Below are 18,701 nucleotides of genomic sequence, written 5' to 3' on the forward strand. Positions count from 1 at the left end.
ACGAAATGGGGGCCGGGCGGCGGGAGAGGCTGCGGGACGCGGGCGTGGTCGGTGCCGGCCCTGGGCTGGGGTGCGGGCGGCGGCGCCGCCCGGTGGCGGTCGGCCGCCGTGACTGTGCGGGTGCGCCGGAGGTCGTGGACGGTGCCCGTGCGGGCGGTCCGGTCGGTGTGCGGGCTGGGACGGTGGGCTCCGGGTGCGTACGCGACGGAGGGCGGCGCCCCGGCGAACGGCTGTGCGGGACGTACGGATCCGGCGGCTGCCGGAACACCGCCGACGACAGTGAGTACGGCGAGAAGAACGGCGACGAGAACCCGCCGGGCCGCCTCGGCGCGCCCGCGGTGTGCCGAGGCATCGTGCCGACGGTGCGCCACGGCATCCTGCGAAGTACCGTGCAGACGGCGCTCCAGGGCGTCCTGCTGAACACCCTGCCGGAGGCGGCGCGCCGGGGCGTCCGGGCAAGCACCGTGCCGACGGCGGGGCGCCGGGGCGTCCGGCCGTGCCCCTGGGGGCGCGTTCCCCGGGGGCGGTCCCGGGAGGGGAGTCACCTCGTTCGGCCGGACAGGGCCGGCGCCACACCGGCGTGGCGGAGCACGGAGTCGAGTATCAGGCCCGCACCGCGTACGGCCGTGGTCGCCGGGTCCTCGCAGAGGCGGACCGGAACACCGACGCGTGCCGCGATCCGGTCGGTGATGTCGCGGCGGGCGGCACCGCCCCCGGCGAGCAACGGGCCCCTGCGCAGCGCTCCCAGGACGGCGCCGTGCCGGTCCTGCCTCCACATCTCGTCGACCATGTCCACGACGGCGCGGACGACGGCGGTGGGCGGCTCGGAGGGATCGAGATCGGTCAGGCCCGTCTCGGCCTGGCGGGCATCGCGGACCAGTCCGTCGACGAGGAGGGTCGTCTCGGTCAGTTCGGCGCCGATGTCGACGACGAGCAGGGGGCCGCCGTCCTGAGGACCGGCATACGCGGCGGCGGCCCTCGCGCTGTCCAGGGCGATGACGCTCGTCGGCCCGAGTGCGGTGATCAGTTCTCGTGCCGTGGCGCGGTGGCCCGGCCCGGCGAGGACGGGATGGCTGAGGACGATCACGGCATCGGTGCGGTCCGTGCCCAGTGCCCTGTCGGCGATGCGGCCGAGCAGCCGGCCGCAGGATTCGGGGTCGACGATCCGCCCCCGCCGTACCGGGCTGCCGTGCCCCGGCCCGGAACCGAAGGCGCCGAGGCCGGCGAAGTCGTCGGCATCGGCGATGACGCCGTGTCCGGGCATCCAGGCGCGGGGCCGGGAGCTGCCGAGGTCGAGGGCGAGGCCGCGGGTGACGCCCCGGTACTGCCGGAGGACGGACCGGGCGATGCGCGGACCGTCGTGCAGCGAACGCATCGCTCCTCCCCCCGGCCTGCCGACGCGGCCGTACACCCACCCATTGACCCGCTGATAGCGAGGCATGGCCGAGCCCTCACTATGCAATAGGGAGGCAAAGAAAGCCACTCCCCGGCACAATGCAAGGGTCGGAGGGCGGTGACGGATTCCACCCCGCCCGTCACATCCCGCCCGTCACACCTGGGACGGCAGGAATCCGGCGATCAGTTCGGCGAACTCGTCGGGCGCGGCGATCCGGACACCGAGGTCCTCGGCCTTGGTCCGCTTCGATCCGGCCTTCTCCCCGGCGACCAGAAGTGTGGTGCGCTTGGAGACGCTGGACGAGGACTTCCCGCCGGCTCGCTCGATCAGCTCGTTCATCTCGTTCCGGGACAGCTTCTCCAGCACGCCGGTCATGGCTCCGGTGACCACCACGGTCATCCCCTCCAGCGGCAGACCCTCGGCCGGCTCACCCTCCTCGGCGGCAGCCGCTTCCGTGCCTTCGTCGCCCGGCTCCGGCGGCGGCACCGCACCGGGCTCGGTCATGTTGACCCCGGCGGCCACCAGCTTCTCGATGAGCGGGGCCAGCTCCACCAGCTCCGCGACGACACCCGCCGCCTTCTCCTTGCCGATGCCGTCGACCCGCTGGAGCTCCTCGGCGTCGGCGGCCCTGATCCGGTCCATGTCCGCGAAGTACCGGGCGATCCGCCGTGACATGGAGCGCCCGGTGCCGCGTACTCCCAGGGCGCAGAAGACCCGGGAGAGTGGCTGGGCCCGTGCCGTTTCGATGGCGGCCAGGAGGTTGTCGGTACTGGTCTCGCCCATCCGGTCCAGGCCGAGCAGCTGCTCCCGGTCGAGGGTGAAGAGGTCGGCGAAGTCGGCCACCAGGCCGGCGTCGACGAGCTGGACGACCCGAGTGGCGCCGAGGCCCTCGATGTCGAGCTGATCGCGGCCCGCCGCGTACGAGACGGAGGCGACGAGGCGGCAGTCGCGGCCCCGGACGCAGCGCCAGCGCTGCTCACTGGTGTCGATCTCGGATCCGCACTGCGGACATGTCTCGGGGAAGACTATGGGCTGCTCGTCCCCCGTCCGCAGATGGGCTACGGGCGCCTCGATACGGGGGATGATGTCGCCCGCCTTGTACACCATCACGCGGTCGCCCAGGCGCAGATCGCGGCGGGTGATGTCGGCCGGGTTGTGCAGGGTGGCGTAGCTGACGGTGGAGCCGTCGATCTCGACCGGCTCCAGCACGGCGCGCGGCGCGATGATGCCGGTCCTGCCCACGTTCCACTCGACGCCGAGCAGCCGGGTGACCTTTTCGACGGCCGGGAGCTTGTAGGCGATGGCCCAGCGCGGCGCCCTGGTCCCGGAACCGGCCTCGCGCTGGTCGGCCGCGAGATCCGCCTTGATCACGATGCCGTCGATGCCGAACGGCAACGAGGCACGCAGGGCCGCCACTTCCTCGACCCGGGCCTGCACCTCCTCGACGGCGGTGAGGGTGCGCGGCGCCACGGCCGTGTCCGCGGCGGTGTGCACACCGAGACCCGCGACGTACTCCAGCACCTCGCTGTGCGGCAGTTCGGCGAGAGTGTCGGTCAGCTGTCCGGACTCGGGCAGCGGGAGGGCGCCGTAGGCGAAGAAGGTCATCTCCACCGTGTACGCGCGGTCCTTGGCGCGGAGGGTGCCCGCCGCTCCGTTCCTCGGGTTGGCGAAGGGGGTGCCGCCGTGCTCGGTGCGCACGGCGTTGGCCTGCTCGAACTGCTCGGTGGTCATGAGGATCTCGCCGCGTACCTCGATCGTCACCGGCTCGGCGAGCCGCTGCGGCAGGCCCACGACGGTGCCGATCGCATGCGAGACGTCCTCGCCCGCGGTGCCGTCGCCCCGGGTGATCAGCTGTTCCAGACGGCCCGCGCGGTAACGGGCGGCGACAGCCAGGCCGTCGAGCTTCGGCTCCACGCTCCACGCGGCGACGGGCCGGCCGATCCGGCGCTCCAGCGACGCCGTCCAGGTGACGAACTGTTCGGCCGAGAAGACGTTGTCCAGGGACAGCATCGGCACCGTGTGCGGCACGTCCCCGCTCGCGGCGCCGCCCGCGACCTTTCCGGTGGGGGACGCCTCCAGCACCTCCTGCGGGTGCTGGAGTTCATAGGCGGCGATCCCCCGCACGAGGCGGTCGTACGCGTCGTCGTCGAGCGTGCTCTCGCCCGTGGCGTAGTACGCGGCAGCAGCCTCCGACGCTTCTTCGACCGCGGCGGCGTAGGCGGCAGTATCGGCGAGCACAACAGCTGAGTTCGTCATGACCCCCATCCTGCCGCCCCCCACTGACAATGCCCCTGAGCAGCGACAACGCCCCTCAGCTCGCCGCCCGAACCGTGCCGTCCGCCTCGTCGGCGCCGCCCGGCTCCGCGCCCACCGCGTCCCGGGGAGCCAGCGGGATCTGCGGCCCGGAGCACTCCCGCAGCCAGCGCCGCAGCACCTGGTGCACCTGCTCGGCTCCCGCCAGCTCCGTACCCTCCGCCACCGGTGCCGACAGATCCGTCGGCCACAGCAGGAACGGCCGGGACTGCTCGCCGCCCAGGCCGCCGTGCGAGCCGATCTGCTCCTCGAAGGCGTGCACCCGGCCCGTGGCCACGTCGTGCATCGAGTTGACCATGATGTCGGCGGCGTGCGGGAAGGTGTCGGTGCGGCGCACCGCGGCTGCCGCGCCCGGCCCGAAGGGGGCCAGCGGCCCCTGCCCGTCCTGCAGTTCCGACACCGGGACCTCGGCGCCGTCGCGGCCCAGCACCAGGGATCCGTGCCGCTCGCTGCGGACCAGCAGGAAGCCGATGCCGGGATGGTTGGCGAGGGTGCCGAGCAGTGCGGGACGGCTCCGGTCCAGCTGTTCGCGCGAGGCGCGTCCCTCGATGTCGGGGAAGGAGATCAGTCCGAGGTTGCCGGAGGCGAGGACGACCGGGTCGGACGGCTTGGTGCGGTATTCCGCCTCCCCCTCCTCGACCGGCCCGCGGTGCAGGGCGATCCGTACCGCGTCACGCGCCTCGGAACCGCTGCGGGTGCGCTGCGCCCGACGGGACACGGGCAGCCCGCAGCCCGCCCGCACCAGGTCCTTGAGCGTCAGCCCGTACGCCCCCGCGAAGGTCTCCCCGGGACTCTGTCCGTGGTCGGAGAGCAGCACGATCCGGTACCGGCGCGGGGTGTGTTCGGCGACCTTGGCTATCAGGGCGAGCGAGCGGTCCAGTCGCGCGAGCACCTTCTGCGCGTCACGGCTGTTCGGGCCGGAGTGGTGTGCCACCTCGTCGTACGCGACCAGGTCGGCGTAGACGGCGGTGCGGCCGGCGAACATGTCGCCGATGACGGCGGACACCACCACATCGCGTTCGACGACGGTCGCGAACGCCCGGATGAAGGGGTAGAGCCCGCCGCGCTTGATCCGGGGCGTGTCCTTCCGGATCCGCGCCGCGGTCGACTGTCCGATCTCGCGGCAGACCTCGGCGGCGAACGACAGCGCGGTGCGGACGGCGTTGGCCGGATCGGAGAAGTAGGCGAAGTATCCGGCACGGGAGCGGCGGCCCTTGCCGAGGCGTGCGGCCATGGACAGGACGAGGGCCAGTTGGTCGGCACCGCCGCTGAAGAGGTTGCCGCGGCTGGCGCCGTCGAGTGTGAGCAGCCCGTTGTCGTGGGTGCGTGCGATGGCCCGGCGCTGGAGCTCGATGGCGCTCGCGGGCCGGCTGGAGACCATGACGTCGCCGGTCTCCTTCTCGTACCAGCGGAAGGCCGGGACGTCGTGGTTGCTGCCGTGCAGGATGCCGAGCTGACTGGCGCCGGTCTGGCTGGACCAGTCGGTGCGCCACGGGATGATCCGGTGCCTCTTCTCGTCGGCGATCCGGTCGGCGACGGTCGGCATCAGGCCGGATCCGGCGGCCCGGGCGAGCACGTCATGGCCGACACCGTCGAGCTGGATGAAGACGATGCCCGGGGGGCCGTTGCGCCCGTTGTCCACGCCGCTGCGCCGTCGGCGGCGGTCGGCGAGCCGTGAGAGCCGGCGCCGGTAGGCGTTGTCGTCGCGGACGGCGAGGGCCGTGGAGGTCGCGGAGGCCACGGCGGACATCACGGCGGCGACGACGACGGCGGTCTCCGGGGCGGCGGCGCCCCGCCCGTCCGGGATGAGCCGCAGGGCGACCAGCAGCAGCGATCCGTTCAGGAAGAAGACGAGCATTCCGAGGACGAGTGCGGGCACGATGAGCAGGGCCCGTACCAGAACCGGCCAGACCAGTGCGGAGAGCAGGCCGAACGCTCCGGCGCCCCACGCCGCGGTGAACGCGGTCTTCGTGATGCTGTCGCCGTCGTCCGACTGGAGCTGGAAGTCCGGCAGTATCCCGGCGAGCGCCAGCATCGTGAGCGTCGAGACCGCCCACACCACCACCACTCGCATCAGGGCGCTGCCGGCTGTTCGCCATCGCCCGTCGTCCACGCCGTTCCACCTCACGTCCGGACCCCGCCGTTCCGGGCCCTGTCCCCCAGCTTTTCACAGCGCCGGTCGCCGTCCGCCGACGGCTGCGGGCGGGAGACCGGTCAGCAGCCGTCGTATCCGGCGGTCGGCATGGAGAGCCTGCGGTGCACACTCGCCTTCGTACGGGCGTTGTACGGCGGCTCCTCCAGGCCCGCGATCTCCAGCCGTACACCGCGCCGGTCGCACTCCGCGGCGAACTCCTGCACCGAGGTGAGGGCCCGCGCCAGCACCCGGTCGTTGGCGGCGACGAAGAGGTGGACATCGCCGCTCTCGACATCCGTCCACAGGGCGTGGTGGTCGGGGCGCAGTCCGTAGAGGCGCAGCTGCCGGGTGACGACGTATCCCTTGTCGGCGGCCCAGCGGGCGCACATGTCGTGCTGGCCGCGGGTGTCCACGAGGAAGGGGTCGCTGTCGAGCTCTTCGAGAGGCGTGAGGCTGGCGATGGCCGTCACGCGTACGTCCGTCGCGTCCCCCATGAGCGTTCCCCCCGTGCTAGGCGTACGGGCGACCCTACCCCTCCGTCCCGCGCGCAAGAAGGCGCGTGTCGGGGCAGGAGGAGTGCGGAATACGTGCACGAACGCGTGTGCGCCCCCCGCTCCGGGACGGAACCGGGGCGGGGGGCACACGCACAGGGGGCATGCGCGCGCGCAGGGGACATACGCGGGTCAGAGCGAGGTCATGACGTGCTTGATGCGGGTGTAGTCCTCGAAGCCGTACGCGGAGAGGTCCTTGCCGTAGCCGGACTTCTTGAATCCGCCGTGCGGCATCTCGGCGACGAGTGCCATGTGGGTGTTGATCCAGACGCAGCCGAAGTCGAGGTTCTTGGACATCCGCATGGCGCGGGAGTGGTCCTTGGTCCACACCGAGGAGGCGAGCGCGTAGTCGACGCCGTTGGCGTAGGCGACGGCCTGGGCCTCGTCCGTGAACTTCTGGACGGTGATGACCGGGCCGAAGACCTCGTTCTGGACGATCTCGTCGTCCTGCTTCAGGCCGGAGACGACGGTCGGGGCGTAGAAGTAGCCCTTCTCGCCGACCCGGTGGCCGCCCGCCTCGACCTCGGCGTGTGCGGGCAGCCGGTCGATGAAGCCGCTGACCTGCTTGAGCTGGTTGGCGTTGTTGAGCGGGCCGTACAGCACGTCCTCGTCGTCCGGCAGGCCCGTCTTCGTGTCGGCGGCGGCCTTGGCGAGGGCGGCGACGAACTCGTCGTGGACGGACTCGTGGACCAGGACCCGGGTCGCGGCCGTACAGTCCTGCCCCGCGTTGAAGAAGCCGCCGATGATCAGGTCCTCGACCGCCTTCCCCAGGTCGGCGTCCTCGAAGATCACCGCCGGGGCCTTGCCGCCGAGCTCCAGGTGGACGCGCTTGACGTCCTTGGCAGCACTCTGCGCGACCTGGATGCCGGCCCGTACCGAGCCGGTGATGGAGGCCATCGCGGGCGTCGGGTGTTCGACCATCGCGCGGCCGGTCTCCCGGTCTCCGCAGACGACGTTGAAGATGCCGCGGGGCAGTTCCATCTCCTCCAGTACGCCGCCGATGATCTCGGCGAGGAGGACGGTGGAGGCCGGCGTGGTGTCGGACGGCTTGAGGACGACGGCGTTGCCCGCGGCGAGCGCCGGGGCGAACTTCCACACGGCCATCATCATCGGGTAGTTCCACGGCGCGACCTGCGCGCAGACGCCCACCGGCTCGCGCCGGATGATCGAGGTCAGGCCCTCCATGTACTCGCCGGCCGAGCGGCCTTCGAGCATCCGCGCCGCACCGGCGAAGAACCGGATCTGGTCGATCGCCGGGGCCAGTTCCTCACTGCGGGTGAGGTGGAGGGGTTTTCCGGTGTCACGGCTCTCGGTGGCCACCAGGTCGTCGGCCCGCGCCTCCATCGCATCGGCGATCTTGAGCAGGGCCAGCTGCCGTGCGGAAGGGGTGGAGTCCCGCCAGACGGGAAACGCCGCAGCGGCGGCGGCCATCGCGGCGTCGACGTCCGCCTCGCCGGAGAGCGGGGAGGTCGCATAGACCTCGCCCGTGCTGGGGTCCACGACGTCGAGGGTGCGGCCGTCGGCGGCGTCCACGAAGACGCCGTCGATGTAGTTGCGGAACGTGGTGCTCATGGAACCGGTCTTTCTCGGGGCGGTGCGGAGGTGGTGCGGGTGGGAACGCGACCGCCCGACCGCGCACGGTCGGGCGGTCGTACGTGGTCAGGCGGCCGTACGGGCGGACAGGTGCTCGTGGACCGCCGGCCAGCTGCCGTCGGCGGCGCGGGCGAACACGATCGTCTCCCGCTCGTGGACGGTCTCCTCGCCGGCCCGGGTGGCGACCGTGGTCTCCACGTCATGGCTGAAGACGGCCGTGGTTCCGTAGTGCTGGATCAGCTGTCCGGTGGAGGTGCAGCGCACGACGCGGAAATCGTCCTGTGCCACCCACTCCTGCCACAGCGCCCGGTACTCGGCGGTGGAGGCGAGCCGCTGCGGGGTGGAGTGGAAGACGAACGTGGCGTCCGGCGCGAAGGCGCCGAAGTAGTCGTCGAGGCGGCCCTCGCCGAACGCGGCGATCAGCGCGTCGGCGGCGGCCCGGACCTCGTGGACGTCCTGGACGTCGTGGGCGGGGGTGGTGCTCATGTACAGCTCCTGGTCACGGGGCGGGTCGGGCGTCGGGGCCGGAGGTCAGACCGCGGCGGTCGCCCGCGCGGCGGTCTCCTCGTCCGGATCGCCGACGATGGGCTGCACCGGCATGTCCGACGCCCTGACGATTCGGGGGCCGTCCGGGCCGTAGACCCCGCGCGGCTCGGGGAACAGCGTGAGCAGGCCGAGGTAGAGCACGGCCGCGAGGGCGAGGCCGACCGGCAGGGAGATGTCCGTGCCGTTCGCGAGGTCGCCGAGCGGGCCGACGAACTGGCCGGGCAGGTTGGTGAACATCAGCGCCACACCGGCGGACACGAACCAGGTGGTCATCCCTCGCCAGTTCCAGCCGTGGTTGAACCAGTAGCGGCCACCGGTCTGGCGGCGGTTGAAGACCTGGAGCGCGTCCGCGTCGTACCAGCCGCGCCGGGTCACGTAGCCGAGGGTCATCACGATCATCCAGGGGGCGGTGCAGGTGATGATCAGCGTCGCGAAGGTGGAGATGGACTGTGCGAGGTTGAGCGCGAAGCGCCCGATGAAGATGAAGGCGATCGACAGCGCGCCGACGAAGAACGTCGCCTGCACCCGGCTGAAGCGGGTGAACACACTGGAGACGTCGAGGCCGGTGCCGTACAGCGCGGTCGTACCGGTGGACAGGCCGCCGATCAGGGCGATCAGGCAGAGCGGCAGGAAGTACCAGCCGGGCGAGACGGCGAGCAGTCCACCGACGTAGTTGGGCGCGGCCGGGTCGACGTACTTGGCGGCCTTGGACGCGATGATCGACGCGGTGGCCAGTCCGAAGACGAACGGCAGCAGTGTGGCGATCTGGGCGAGGAACGCGGCGCCCATCACCCGGCGACGGGGCGTCGTCGCCGGAATGTAGCGGGACCAGTCGCCGAGGAACGCGCCGAAGGAGACCGGGTTGGACAGCACGATCAGCGCGGCGCCGATGAACGACGGCCAGAACAGCGGGTCGGAGGTCGAGGCGAAGGCGCCCGCGTACCCGGCGTCGAAGTCTCCGGCGAAGGCGAAGACCCCGAGGACGAAGAGCGCCGATGCGGCGATCACCGCGATCTTGTTGACCATCAGCATGAAGCGGAAGCCGTAGATGCAGACCGCCAGGACGAGCCCGGCGAAGAGCGCGTAAGCGATGCCGTACGTCACATCGGACTCCGGCAGTCCGGCGAGCCGGTGAGCACCGCCGACGAGCGCGTCACCCGAGGACCACACCGAGATCGAGAAGAACGCGACCGCGGTGAGCAGCGAGAGGAACGAACCGACGATCCGGCCGTGCACTCCCAGGTGGGCGGAGGAGGAGACGGCGTTGTTGGTGCCGTTGGTGGGGCCGAACAGGGCCATCGGGGCGAGCAGCAGCGCACCGGCGACGAGGCCGAGCACGGTGGCCGCGAGCCCCTGCCAGAAGGAGAGTCCGAACAGGATGGGGAAGGCGCCCAGCACGCACGTCGCGAACGTGTTGGCGCCGCCGAAGGCCAGGCGGAAGAGATCGATCGGACGGGCGGTGCGGTCGGCGTCGGGAATCCGCTCGACACCATTGGTCTCGATCTCGGTGATCGAAGCTGTCACGGGCGCTCCACCTCTGGTTCACGGGGACGGTCCCGTTCATGGGGACGGTCCCACAGTCTGTGGCCCCGGACGGCGGTCGACAATTGTGTACATCACAGAGCACTACGCTGTTGTGTGTGGCCAGCGACAAACTCACCGTTGAGGACCTGCTCTCCTTCCCCGCTCTGCAGCTCTCCGTCAAGGCGGGCAGCAGCGGCCTGGGACGCTCTGTCTCCTGGGCGCACGCCAGCGAACTCGCCGATCCGACTCCCTGGCTGCTGGGCTCCGAGTTGATCATGACGACGGGCCTGGCGGTCCCGCGTACCGCTGCCGGACAGCGCGCCTATCTGGAGCGGCTCGACGACGCCGGTGTCTCCGCGCTCGCCCTGTCCGCGCAGCTGCACACGCCTCCTCTGCACGACGCGTTCTTCCGGGCCGCCGAGGAGCGCGGCTTCCCGGTCCTGGAGGTCCCGCTCGCCGTCCCGTTCATCGCGGTCTCCCAGGAGGTGGCCGCCTCGGTCCAGGAGGATGCCAGGCACCGGCTCGGCGCCCAGCTCCAGGTCTTCGGCTCGTTGCGCTGGCTGGTCGCCGAGGATCTGGACACGCCGACACTGCTGCGCCGCCTGGAGCGCCTCTCCGGTTACGACGTGTTTCTGTGCACGCCCCAGGGGCGCACGCTGCTGCCCGGCGTGCCGGTGCCGGAGCCGGGCGTGCTGCCCGACTCCGTGGAGGCTCCGCCGACCGTGCCCGGCGGCTTCGTCCTGCCCGTTCCGGCGCCCGGTGGTCCGGCGGGCTTCCTCGTCGCGTACGAGCGGGAGGGCGCGCGGCCGGCCGGTCTGGCCGTCGTCCAGCACATCGCCACGGTCGCGGCACTGCGGGTCGCGATGGTGCGCAACGAGCGCGAGACGCTGCGCCGGGAGGGCGCGGAGACGCTGGCCGAGCTCCTGCAGGAGGTGCTGGATCCGGAGGCGGCCCGGCGCCGGCTGGCCCGGCATGCGATCGAGGGCGACACCGTGCTGATCGTGGTGCGGCAGGCCACCGACGAGGCACTGCTGCGCTGCCTTCAGGACCATCCGCATCTGCTGCTCACCTGGGGTACCGACCGCTATGTCCTGGGGGCGCCGCGGCTGGCCGAGGAGATCGGTGAGCTCCCGGGCGTGGCGGCCGGGATGAGCCGCCCGTTCCGGCCCGGTGACGCGCTGCGGGTGGCCCAGCGCGAGGCGCTCTGGGCGGTCTCGAAGGCCGTCGAGTCGGGCCGTTCCGTGGTCCGCTACGGCGACGACTCCCTGGGCCGCTGGCTGCCCGACGAGCCCGCCGTACTGGCCGCGCTGGTCGAGCACGTGCTGGGCGAGGTCCTGCGCTACGACCGGGCCCACGACTCGCAGCTGCTCGTCTCGGTCCGTACCTGGATGGAACGGGACCGCCGCACGGAGACGGCGGCGGCCGCGCTGCACATCCACGCCAACACCCTGGCCTACCGGCTGCGCCGGTTCGGCGCGCTGACCGGCCGTGACATGGCGTCCACCGGGGCCCTGGCTGAGGTCTGGCTGGCCATCCAGGCGGCGGGGGCGCTGGGCCTCACGGACTGAGAGCGACCGGACGGAGCACGGGACAGCCCTTAGGCTCGACGCAGGGCCGGAAACGCCGGAAACAAGGAACCCGGGAACGAGGAGGCGCCGCGTGCCGGTGGAAGTCACTTGGTGGGGCCATGCCACCTGCACGATCGAGGACTCCGGAATCCGGGTGCTGACCGATCCGCTCTTCGTACGGCGTTTCGCGCACCTGCGCCGCCGCCGGGGCGAGCTGCCCGGTCCGGCGGCCTCGGTCGCCGATGTGGTGCTCGTCTCACATCTGCACTCCGATCATCTGCACCTGCCGTCACTGGCCCGGCTCGCGCGCGGCAGCCGGCTGATCGTGCCGGTGGGTGCGGTGCGCTCGGTACCGGGGCTGCGCATGCTGCGCTCGGTGCGTGAGCTGCGGATCACGGAGGTGGCGCCGGGCGACGAGGTCAGGATCGGCGAGGTGCGGGTACGGGCCGTTCCCGCCCTGCACGACGGCAGACGTCTGCCGGTGGGACCGCACCGCTCCCCCGCGCTGGGCTACGTGGTCGAGGGCGAGGCGCGGACGTATTTCGCCGGGGACACCGGACTCTTCGACGACATGGCCCGGGTGGTGGGTCCGGTGGATGTGGCGCTGCTGCCGGTGGGCGGCTGGGGTCCGTATCTGGGGCACAGTCATCTGGACGCGGGCCGGGCGGCCCAGGCGCTGGTCAGGCTGGCGCCGCGGTCGGCCGTTCCGGTGCACTACGGCACGTACTGGCCGATCGGCATGGACGGCGTCAGGCCGCACGAGTTCCACGCCCCCGGTGACGAGTTCGTCCGCAAGGCCGCGCTCCTGGCGCCGGAGGTGGCGGTGCACCGGCTGTCCCACGGCGAACAGGTGCGGCCGGAGGCCGCCAGGTGATACAGGAGGTCGTGAGGCAGCTGCCCCCGGAGTCGACGCAGCAGGCTGTCGGATACCCGTCCCTGTTCCTGCTGGTGGCGCTGGGCTCACTGGTGCCCGTGGTTCCGACGGGTGCGCTGGTGAGTTCGGCGGCGGTCGTGGCATTGCACCAGTCGTCGCCCTTCTCGCTGCTGATCGTTTTCGCGGTGGCGTCGGCCGCGGCGTTCCTCGGCGACATCTGCCTGTACTGGCTGGGTCAGCGCGGGGTGCGGTCGAAGAACGGTTCGAAGTGGCTGCGGGCGATCAGCGACCGGGCCGCTCCGGAGCGGCTGGCACAGGCGCGGCAGAAGCTGGAGGAGCACGGCGCGATGGTGCTCGTGCTGTCGAGACTGGTACCGGCGGGGCGGATTCCGGTGATGCTGGCCTGTCTGCTGGGCACGATGCCGTTGCGCCGGTTCGCCCGTGGGGATGTGCCGGCGTGTCTGGCCTGGGCGGCGACGTACCAGTTGATCGGCGTTCTGGGCGGGTCGCTCTTCCCCGAGCCGTGGCAGGGGGTGGTCGCGGCGGTGGGCCTGACCCTGCTGGTCAGCGGGTCGCCCGCGGTGTTGCGCAGGATGCGGGCGCGGTTCAGCCAGTGAGGGTGCGGGGTTCCCGCTCAACCACGCGGGAGCCGCCGATCGGCAGGTCCCAGAGCCGTTCACGCGGGTGCCCGGCCCGTTGCCAGGCGGTACGCAGCCGGGCCAGCGGTTCGAGCACGGGCTCCGCCGAGAGCAGGAAGGTGGCCCAGTGCATCGGCGCCATCGCGCGGGCACCGAGGTCCTCGTACGCCCGCACGGCCTCCTCAGGATCGATGTGTACGTCACCGAGCCACCAGCGCGGTTCGTAGGCCCCGATCGGCAGCAGGGTCAGATCGATGCCGGGGTACCGTCGGCCGATCTCTCCGAGCCAGTGCCCGTACCCGGTGTCCCCGGCGAAGTGGATCCGCTGCCCGTCGTCGCCGGCGGCGCCGATGATCCAGCCGCCCCACAGGGAGTGGCAGGTGTCGGCGAGGGTCCGCTCGGACCAGTGGTGGGCGGGCACGAAGTCGAAGCGGACGCCGTTCAGCTCTGCCGACTCCCACCAGTCCAGTTCGGTGACGCGGGTGAAGTGGCGACGGCGGAACCAGCGTCCGAGCCCGGCGGGGACGAACATCGGGGTGTCGCGCGGCAGTCTGCGCAGGGTGGGGGCGTCGAGATGGTCGTAGTGGTTGTGGCTGATGACGACGGCGTCGACGGCCGGCAGGTCCTCCCAGCGGACGCCGACCGGGGTGATCCTGGCCGGTGTGCCGAAGATGCGCCGGGACCAGACAGGGTCGGTGAGAACGGTCAGCCCGCCGGTGCGCACGATCCAGCTGGCGTGTCCGGCCCAGGTCACGGATGTGGTGCCCGGCGGGGTGTCGGGCAGCGGTTCGGGGGCGTACGGGAGCCGGTGGATGCCGCGCAGCCCCTCGGCGTCGGGCCGCAGGGCACGCTCGCGCGCCGGGCGAGACATGCCCGTGACTCCGGGCAGGGGCGCGGTGAGCCGGTCGGCGAAGGTCGTGGGCCAGAGCCGCGGTTCACCGAGCCGACGCGGTTCGACGACCTCACCGCGCAGGGCCTGCTGCGGATCGTGGTGCGAAGGCGCGGTCCCGGCGCGGGGGCGATCGGTCTGTTCCGTCATCGGGGCACTCCCGTCTCGGAGATCGACACCGGAGTGGTCCGGGGTCAGCGCAGTTCGTCGAGGGCTGCACCGAAAATGCTCAGGGCTCGGGCCACATGCGGCAATTCCAAGGGCTCCACCGCGGTGAGCGACTCCATCTGCTGGTCCGGGGTCGATCCGAGGAGCGATCCGGTGCCCAGTCGTACGCGCAGCGCCCCCAGTTCGTCGCCGAACCGATGACCGCCCGGCACCGGTGCGCCGAGACGCTCCGTCAGGTACTCCTCCAGTTCCAGGGAGTCCGTGACACCCCGGCTCGCGAGGCGGGCCCTGAGCGGCCCGAGGTCGGCGTAGAGGTGGCGGCCGGCCTGCGGGGGCCTGGCCAGCGCACCCGCTGCGAGGACCGCGCGGTGGGCCGCCGCCGCTACCTGTGCCTGGAGCGCGGCGGCCTGCCGGACCCGTTCCGTGACGGATGCCGGTTCGCGCAGCACGTGGGCGGCGGCCATCGCGACCGGACCCGCGACATGCGCGCCGAGCGCGGTGAGGATGTCGAGCGTACGGGCATGACGCACCGCCGCCCGCTCGGTGTCCGGGAACCGGGCGACCGCGACCGGCCAGGCGGACGGGATCAGCGCACCGGCGAGATCGCAGAGGACCGTGACGTCGTCGGGGCACATTTCGGCCGGGCTGAGCAGGACCGTGTCGTGCGGCCGGTGCAGGGTGTCGCGCCAGGTCTCGTCGCTGATGATGTGCAGCCCCTCGGCGACCGCGGCCTCGCACGCCTCACGGACCAGTTCCGGCGGGGCGACGGTGGCGGTCGGATCGTCGACGACGGACAGCAGCAGCAACCGGGGCCTGCCTCCCTCGGCACGCACCCTGCGCACGGTCTCCAGCAGGGCGTACGGGTCGGGCACGCCGCCGCACTCGGCCGGGGTCGGCACCTGGTACGCGGGCCTGCCGAGCAAGCGCGCCTGCGGGATCCAGGTCGCCGTGCAGGGGCGCGGCATGAGCACGTCGCCGCCGTGCGCGGCGATGAGTGCGAGGAGGAGCGGGGAGGCGCCCGGGGCGGCGGCGACGTCCTCCGGGCTGCCGTGCAGTCCGCGCCGCTCCCAGTAGGAAGTCGCGGCGTCGCGCAGGGCGGTGCCGCCGCCGGTCGGTTCGGGTTCGCCGCGGGCGGCCGCGGCGGCGAGTACCTCGGCCAGCTCGGGCAGGACGGGCAGGCCGGGGTCGGGGGCGGGCGGACCGTACCGGACGGGGCCGCGGTCCTCCCGCACGGAACCGGCAGCGTGCGCACCCCGTCGCTTGCGCCCCGCCCGCCCGGTCTGCTCCCGCGCCATCCGGGCCTCCTTCGCCGCCGCCCCGTCACGCTGTGCCCTCGTCGCGCCCTCAGGCCCCTTTATACGAGGGTTCGTCCGGCTGCGCCCGCTCGGCGGAGCCGCGAGGGGCGCTCCGTCACCCGGCCGTGGCCGGGTGACGCGGGCTCAGCCCGCGAAGGCCGGCTGGGGCAGTCCCTGTCCCGCGTCCGGGATCACCAGGAGCGAACCGGACAGCGGGTGGGGTGCGGCGAGCTCCGTGCGGGCCGAGGTGATGTAGAGATCGCGCAGGTCCGCACCGCCGAAGGCGCAGGCCGTCGGGCGCTGCACGGGAAGTGCGACGACCCGGTCCAGTGCGCCGTCGGCTGTGTAGCGGCGCACCGCGCCACCGTCCCAGAGAGCGACCCAGACGGCTCCCTCGGCGTCGACCGTCAGCCCGTCGGGGAAACCCGCGCCCTCTTCGACGGTGGCGAACGGGCGTCGGTTCACGGCGTCCGGACCGTCGACGTCGAAGACGTCGATACGGCGCGTGGGCGTGTCGATGAAGTACATCAACCGCTTGTCCGGGCTCCATCCGATGCCGTTGCTGCAGGCCACGACGGGCAGCACCGTGGTCACCGCACCGTCGGCCGCGAAGCGGGCGAGGTTGCCGCCCGTCGCGTCACCGTCGTAGCGCATGGTGCCGGCCCACAGCGCCCCGTCCGGAGCGACCGCCGCGTCGTTGCCCCGGCGCCCGGGCACGGGGTCGTGGACCAGCCAGCGGAACGCGCCGTCGGGGCCGTACAGCCCGACGCCGTCGCGCAGATTGACGACGAGCCCGCCGCCGGCCCGCGGCTTGGCGGCGCCGACATGCTGTTCGGTGGCCATCACCGTCCGGCGGCCACTCACCGGATCGTAGGTGTGGACGCGGGCGGAGACGATGTCCACCCAGATCAGCCGGCTGGTGACGGGATCCCAGGTCGGGCCCTCGCCGAGCTCGGCCTGCTCCGGTACTGCCACCTCCAGGTGCGTGGTGGTCACTTCTGCCCCTCGTGATGTCCGGGTCGACCGGCGGATGCGGCTGCGAGACCCGCCGGCTCGTCCTCGCGCTCCTCGGTCCAGCGGATCACGGATACGGAGTCGGAGAATGCGGCGACGACACTGCCCCTGGCCGGAATTACGGACCCAGCGTAATCACGTGGCACGTACCGCGACAACGTCGGCCCCGAGGACGAGGCCGTCCCCGTGGCCGTCCACGGGGAATGCCCGGCGCCCGACCAGCCGGAAGCCGGGCGGCCGAGGGGGAGCTGAATGAGTGGCCCGGACGCGGGACGGGTGCCGCGTACATCACCGAAGGGCTCGGCGCGGACCCCCGGCCGTACATTTTCCGGCGTGAGGAGGGCTGCTGCCCGAAGAGCTCCCGACCCCTGCCGGAGCTCCGGACAGATCGGGATCCCCGGTGCGTTGCGCTCTCCCCGGCCGACGCCCGACGCGGCTCCGTTCTTCCCGGCCGACCCCGGCACCGGTCCGCTCCGCTCCCCGGTCGGTGGCCGATGCTGGTATGGCGTGACCGGGCAGGGGTATGCGCTGTCCCATGTCCGCACCACGTCGTACCCCGTTCACCGGTCCCTCGTCCGCCAAACCGCACAGTCGGCTGCAACGCCTCGACGTCGCTCTCTTCCGCGGCCTGGCTCACCGGAACTGGCCGGGCGCCGAGCCGGTGCTGCCGCGGCTCAGCCGCAGCGCCGATCACGGGCTGCTGTGGGTCGGGGCCGCCGCCGGCCTGGCCGCGCTCGGCGGCAGCGCCCGGGCCCGGCGGGCCGCGCTGCGCGGCATCGCGTCGCTGGGCGTGGCGTCTGCCTTCATCAACACCATCGGCAAGGGCGCGGTCCGCAGGGAGCGCCCGGTACTGGACACCGTTCCGATGATCCGGCGGCTCAAGCGCCAGCCGTTCACCACCTCCTTCCCTTCCGGGCACGCCGCGTCGGCTGCGGCCTTCGCCACGGGGGTGGCTCTCGAATCGAAGGGCTGGGGCGCGGCCGTCGCACCGCTCGCCCTGTCCGTCGCCGCCTCCCGCGTCTACACCGGCGTCCACTATCCGAGTGACGTGCTGACCGGTGCGGCACTCGGCGTGGGGGCGGCGTTCGCCCTGCGGGGCGTCATACCGACCCGTGGGCAGCTCCCGGCACCGGGGCGACGGCCCGGCAGTGCGCCGGCCCTGCCGGACGGCGAGGGGCTGGTGGTCGTCGTCAACAGCGAATCGGGCACGGCGACCGCGACAGCCTCGCTGATCCACGGCGCGCTGCCGCGGGCCGAAGTGGTGGAGTGCGCCCCCGAGGAGCTCGCGACCGAGCTGAAGAAGGCGGCGGAACGGGGCCGGGTGCTGGGTACATGCGGCGGGGACGGCACGGTCAACCGGGCCGCGGCCGTCGCCGCGGCGCACGGCCTGCCGCTCGCCGTCTTCCCCGGCGGGACGCTGAACCACTTCGCGTACGACCTCGGCATCGAGACCGTGGACGACACCTGTGCCGCGCTGGCATCGGGCGATGCGATACGGGTCGACCTCGGCCGCTTCCGCCCCGGCCCCGAGGGGCCCGGGGGCCCGGACGGCCACTTCCTCAACGCCTGGAGTCTGGGCGTCTATCCGGAACTGGTACGGACCCGTGAGCACTGGGCACCCCGGATCGGAAGCTGGCCCGCGGGCCTGGTGGCGGCCTGGGAGGCGCTGCGCGGCGAGCGCCCGCTGGAGGCCGAGGTGGAGGGGCGGCGGCGTCCGCTGTGGCTTTTCTTCGCGGGCAACGGACTGTTCCAGCCGGTGGGTCCGGCGCCCGGCCGACGGCACGATCTCGCGGACGGCCTGCTGGATCTGCGCGTGGTGCACGGCGGGCGCAGCCCGGGCGCGCGGCTGCTCCTGGCCGCCGTCGCGGGGCCGCTGACCCGCTCCCCCGTACATGCGGCGGCGCGGCGCCGCGCGGTCCGCATCTCCGGGCTGAAGCCCGGCACCCCCTATGCGTACGACGGCGAAGTGGCTTACAGCCAGGGCGAGTTGCTTATCGACAAAATCCCTGAGGCGCTGACGGTGTACTGCCCGATGGCGGGCTGACGGAACGTCCGGCGGCCCGCAGGACAACGGGCAGGCAAGGGGTGGCCGACTGCGTGTCGACCACCCCTTCCGCGTACCGACCACATCCATGCCGTCCACATGACAAGACGCCGGTCTCATTATTCGACATCCGGGCGTACGGTGGCCGTACCGA

General features: G+C 72.5%; 14 protein-coding genes. 4 read left to right on the forward strand and 10 right to left on the reverse strand.

The annotated features are described in order from the left end of the window. Positions 1-541 precede the first annotated feature (541 nt). The 7 genes from ACFVUT_RS28490 to ACFVUT_RS28520 form a co-directional block, all read right to left on the reverse strand. The gene (locus tag ACFVUT_RS28490; protein ID WP_389653240.1) at positions 542-1,375 is read right to left on the reverse strand and encodes a rod shape-determining protein MreC; all 834 of its coding nucleotides are present in this window, start codon (positions 1,373-1,375) and stop codon (positions 542-544) included. Between the two features lie 174 nt (positions 1,376-1,549). Further along, positions 1,550-3,661, reverse strand: coding sequence for an NAD-dependent DNA ligase LigA (gene ligA / locus ACFVUT_RS28495; RefSeq protein ID WP_389653237.1), 2,112 nt, complete (start codon positions 3,659-3,661; stop codon positions 1,550-1,552). 46 nt (positions 3,662-3,707) lie between these two features. Continuing rightward, a complete protein-coding gene (locus ACFVUT_RS28500; RefSeq protein ID WP_389653234.1) occupies positions 3,708-5,822 on the reverse strand; it encodes a phage holin family protein in 2,115 nt (704 codons plus the stop codon). Positions 5,823-5,923: 101 nt separating this feature from the next. Further along, a complete protein-coding gene (locus tag ACFVUT_RS28505) occupies positions 5,924-6,337 on the reverse strand; it encodes a hypothetical protein (RefSeq protein WP_389653231.1) in 414 nt (137 codons plus the stop codon). 189 nt (positions 6,338-6,526) lie between these two features. Next, positions 6,527-7,966, reverse strand: a complete 1,440-nt coding sequence (locus ACFVUT_RS28510; RefSeq protein ID WP_389653227.1) for a gamma-aminobutyraldehyde dehydrogenase — start codon at positions 7,964-7,966, stop codon at positions 6,527-6,529. 87 nt (positions 7,967-8,053) lie between these two features. Next, a complete protein-coding gene (locus tag ACFVUT_RS28515; protein ID WP_389653224.1) occupies positions 8,054-8,473 on the reverse strand; it encodes a YybH family protein in 420 nt (139 codons plus the stop codon). A gap of 45 nt (positions 8,474-8,518) precedes the next feature. Further along, a complete protein-coding gene (locus tag ACFVUT_RS28520) occupies positions 8,519-10,057 on the reverse strand; it encodes a purine-cytosine permease family protein (protein WP_389653220.1) in 1,539 nt (512 codons plus the stop codon). A 116-nt stretch (positions 10,058-10,173) separates the two neighbouring features. Here ACFVUT_RS28520 and ACFVUT_RS28525 point away from each other — a divergent pair, with 116 nt between their 5' ends. From ACFVUT_RS28525 to ACFVUT_RS28535, 3 genes are all read left to right on the forward strand, one after another. Then, positions 10,174-11,625: a PucR family transcriptional regulator gene (locus tag ACFVUT_RS28525; protein ID WP_389653217.1), complete on the forward strand. Its 1,452-nt coding sequence runs from the start codon at positions 10,174-10,176 to the stop codon at positions 11,623-11,625. Positions 11,626-11,716: 91 nt separating this feature from the next. Then, positions 11,717-12,499: an MBL fold metallo-hydrolase gene (locus ACFVUT_RS28530; RefSeq protein ID WP_389653214.1), complete on the forward strand. Its 783-nt coding sequence runs from the start codon at positions 11,717-11,719 to the stop codon at positions 12,497-12,499. Beyond that, entirely contained in the window at positions 12,496-13,116 is a 621-nt protein-coding gene (locus ACFVUT_RS28535; protein ID WP_389653211.1) for a DedA family protein, read from the forward strand. The genes ACFVUT_RS28530 and ACFVUT_RS28535 overlap by 4 nt, the downstream gene beginning before the upstream one ends. Here ACFVUT_RS28535 and ACFVUT_RS28540 read toward each other — a convergent pair. From ACFVUT_RS28540 to ACFVUT_RS28550, 3 genes are all read right to left on the reverse strand, one after another. After that, positions 13,106-14,176 (reverse strand): MBL fold metallo-hydrolase, encoded by a 1,071-nt coding sequence (locus tag ACFVUT_RS28540; RefSeq protein WP_389653207.1) that lies wholly within the window; start codon positions 14,174-14,176, stop codon positions 13,106-13,108. The genes ACFVUT_RS28535 and ACFVUT_RS28540 overlap by 11 nt on opposite strands. A 44-nt stretch (positions 14,177-14,220) precedes the next feature. Next, positions 14,221-15,489, reverse strand: coding sequence for an aminotransferase class I/II-fold pyridoxal phosphate-dependent enzyme (locus ACFVUT_RS28545; RefSeq protein WP_389653204.1), 1,269 nt, complete (start codon positions 15,487-15,489; stop codon positions 14,221-14,223). Positions 15,490-15,633: 144 nt separating this feature from the next. After that, positions 15,634-16,485, reverse strand: coding sequence for an SMP-30/gluconolactonase/LRE family protein (locus tag ACFVUT_RS28550; protein WP_389653201.1), 852 nt, complete (start codon positions 16,483-16,485; stop codon positions 15,634-15,636). A gap of 553 nt (positions 16,486-17,038) precedes the next feature. On the opposite strand from ACFVUT_RS28550, the gene ACFVUT_RS28555 reads away from it, so the two are divergent. Continuing rightward, on the forward strand, positions 17,039-18,547 hold the full coding sequence (locus tag ACFVUT_RS28555; RefSeq protein ID WP_389653198.1) for a bifunctional phosphatase PAP2/diacylglycerol kinase family protein: 1,509 nt from the start codon (positions 17,039-17,041) through the stop codon (positions 18,545-18,547). The last annotated feature ends 154 nt before the right edge of the window (positions 18,548-18,701 follow it).

This window comes from Streptomyces sp. NPDC058051, assembly GCF_042885475.1.
Taxonomy (GTDB): domain Bacteria; phylum Actinomycetota; class Actinomycetes; order Streptomycetales; family Streptomycetaceae; genus Streptomyces.

Excerpts from the sequence above, each read along its gene's own strand:
- ACFVUT_RS28490 (WP_389653240.1), bottom strand. The coding sequence starts at position 1,375 with ATGCGTTCGCTGCACGACGGTCCGCGCATCGCCCGGTCCGTCCTCCGG.
- ligA (WP_389653237.1), bottom strand. The coding sequence starts at position 3,661 with ATGGGGGTCATGACGAACTCAGCTGTTGTGCTCGCCGATACTGCCGCC.
- ACFVUT_RS28505 (WP_389653231.1), bottom strand. The coding sequence starts at position 6,337 with ATGGGGGACGCGACGGACGTACGCGTGACGGCCATCGCCAGCCTCACG.
- ACFVUT_RS28510 (WP_389653227.1), bottom strand. The coding sequence starts at position 7,966 with ATGAGCACCACGTTCCGCAACTACATCGACGGCGTCTTCGTGGACGCC.
- ACFVUT_RS28515 (WP_389653224.1), bottom strand. The coding sequence starts at position 8,473 with ATGAGCACCACCCCCGCCCACGACGTCCAGGACGTCCACGAGGTCCGG.
- ACFVUT_RS28540 (WP_389653207.1), bottom strand. The coding sequence starts at position 14,176 with ATGACGGAACAGACCGATCGCCCCCGCGCCGGGACCGCGCCTTCGCAC.
- ACFVUT_RS28545 (WP_389653204.1), bottom strand. The coding sequence starts at position 15,489 with ATGGCGCGGGAGCAGACCGGGCGGGCGGGGCGCAAGCGACGGGGTGCG.
- ACFVUT_RS28555 (WP_389653198.1), top strand. The coding sequence starts at position 17,039 with ATGTCCGCACCACGTCGTACCCCGTTCACCGGTCCCTCGTCCGCCAAA.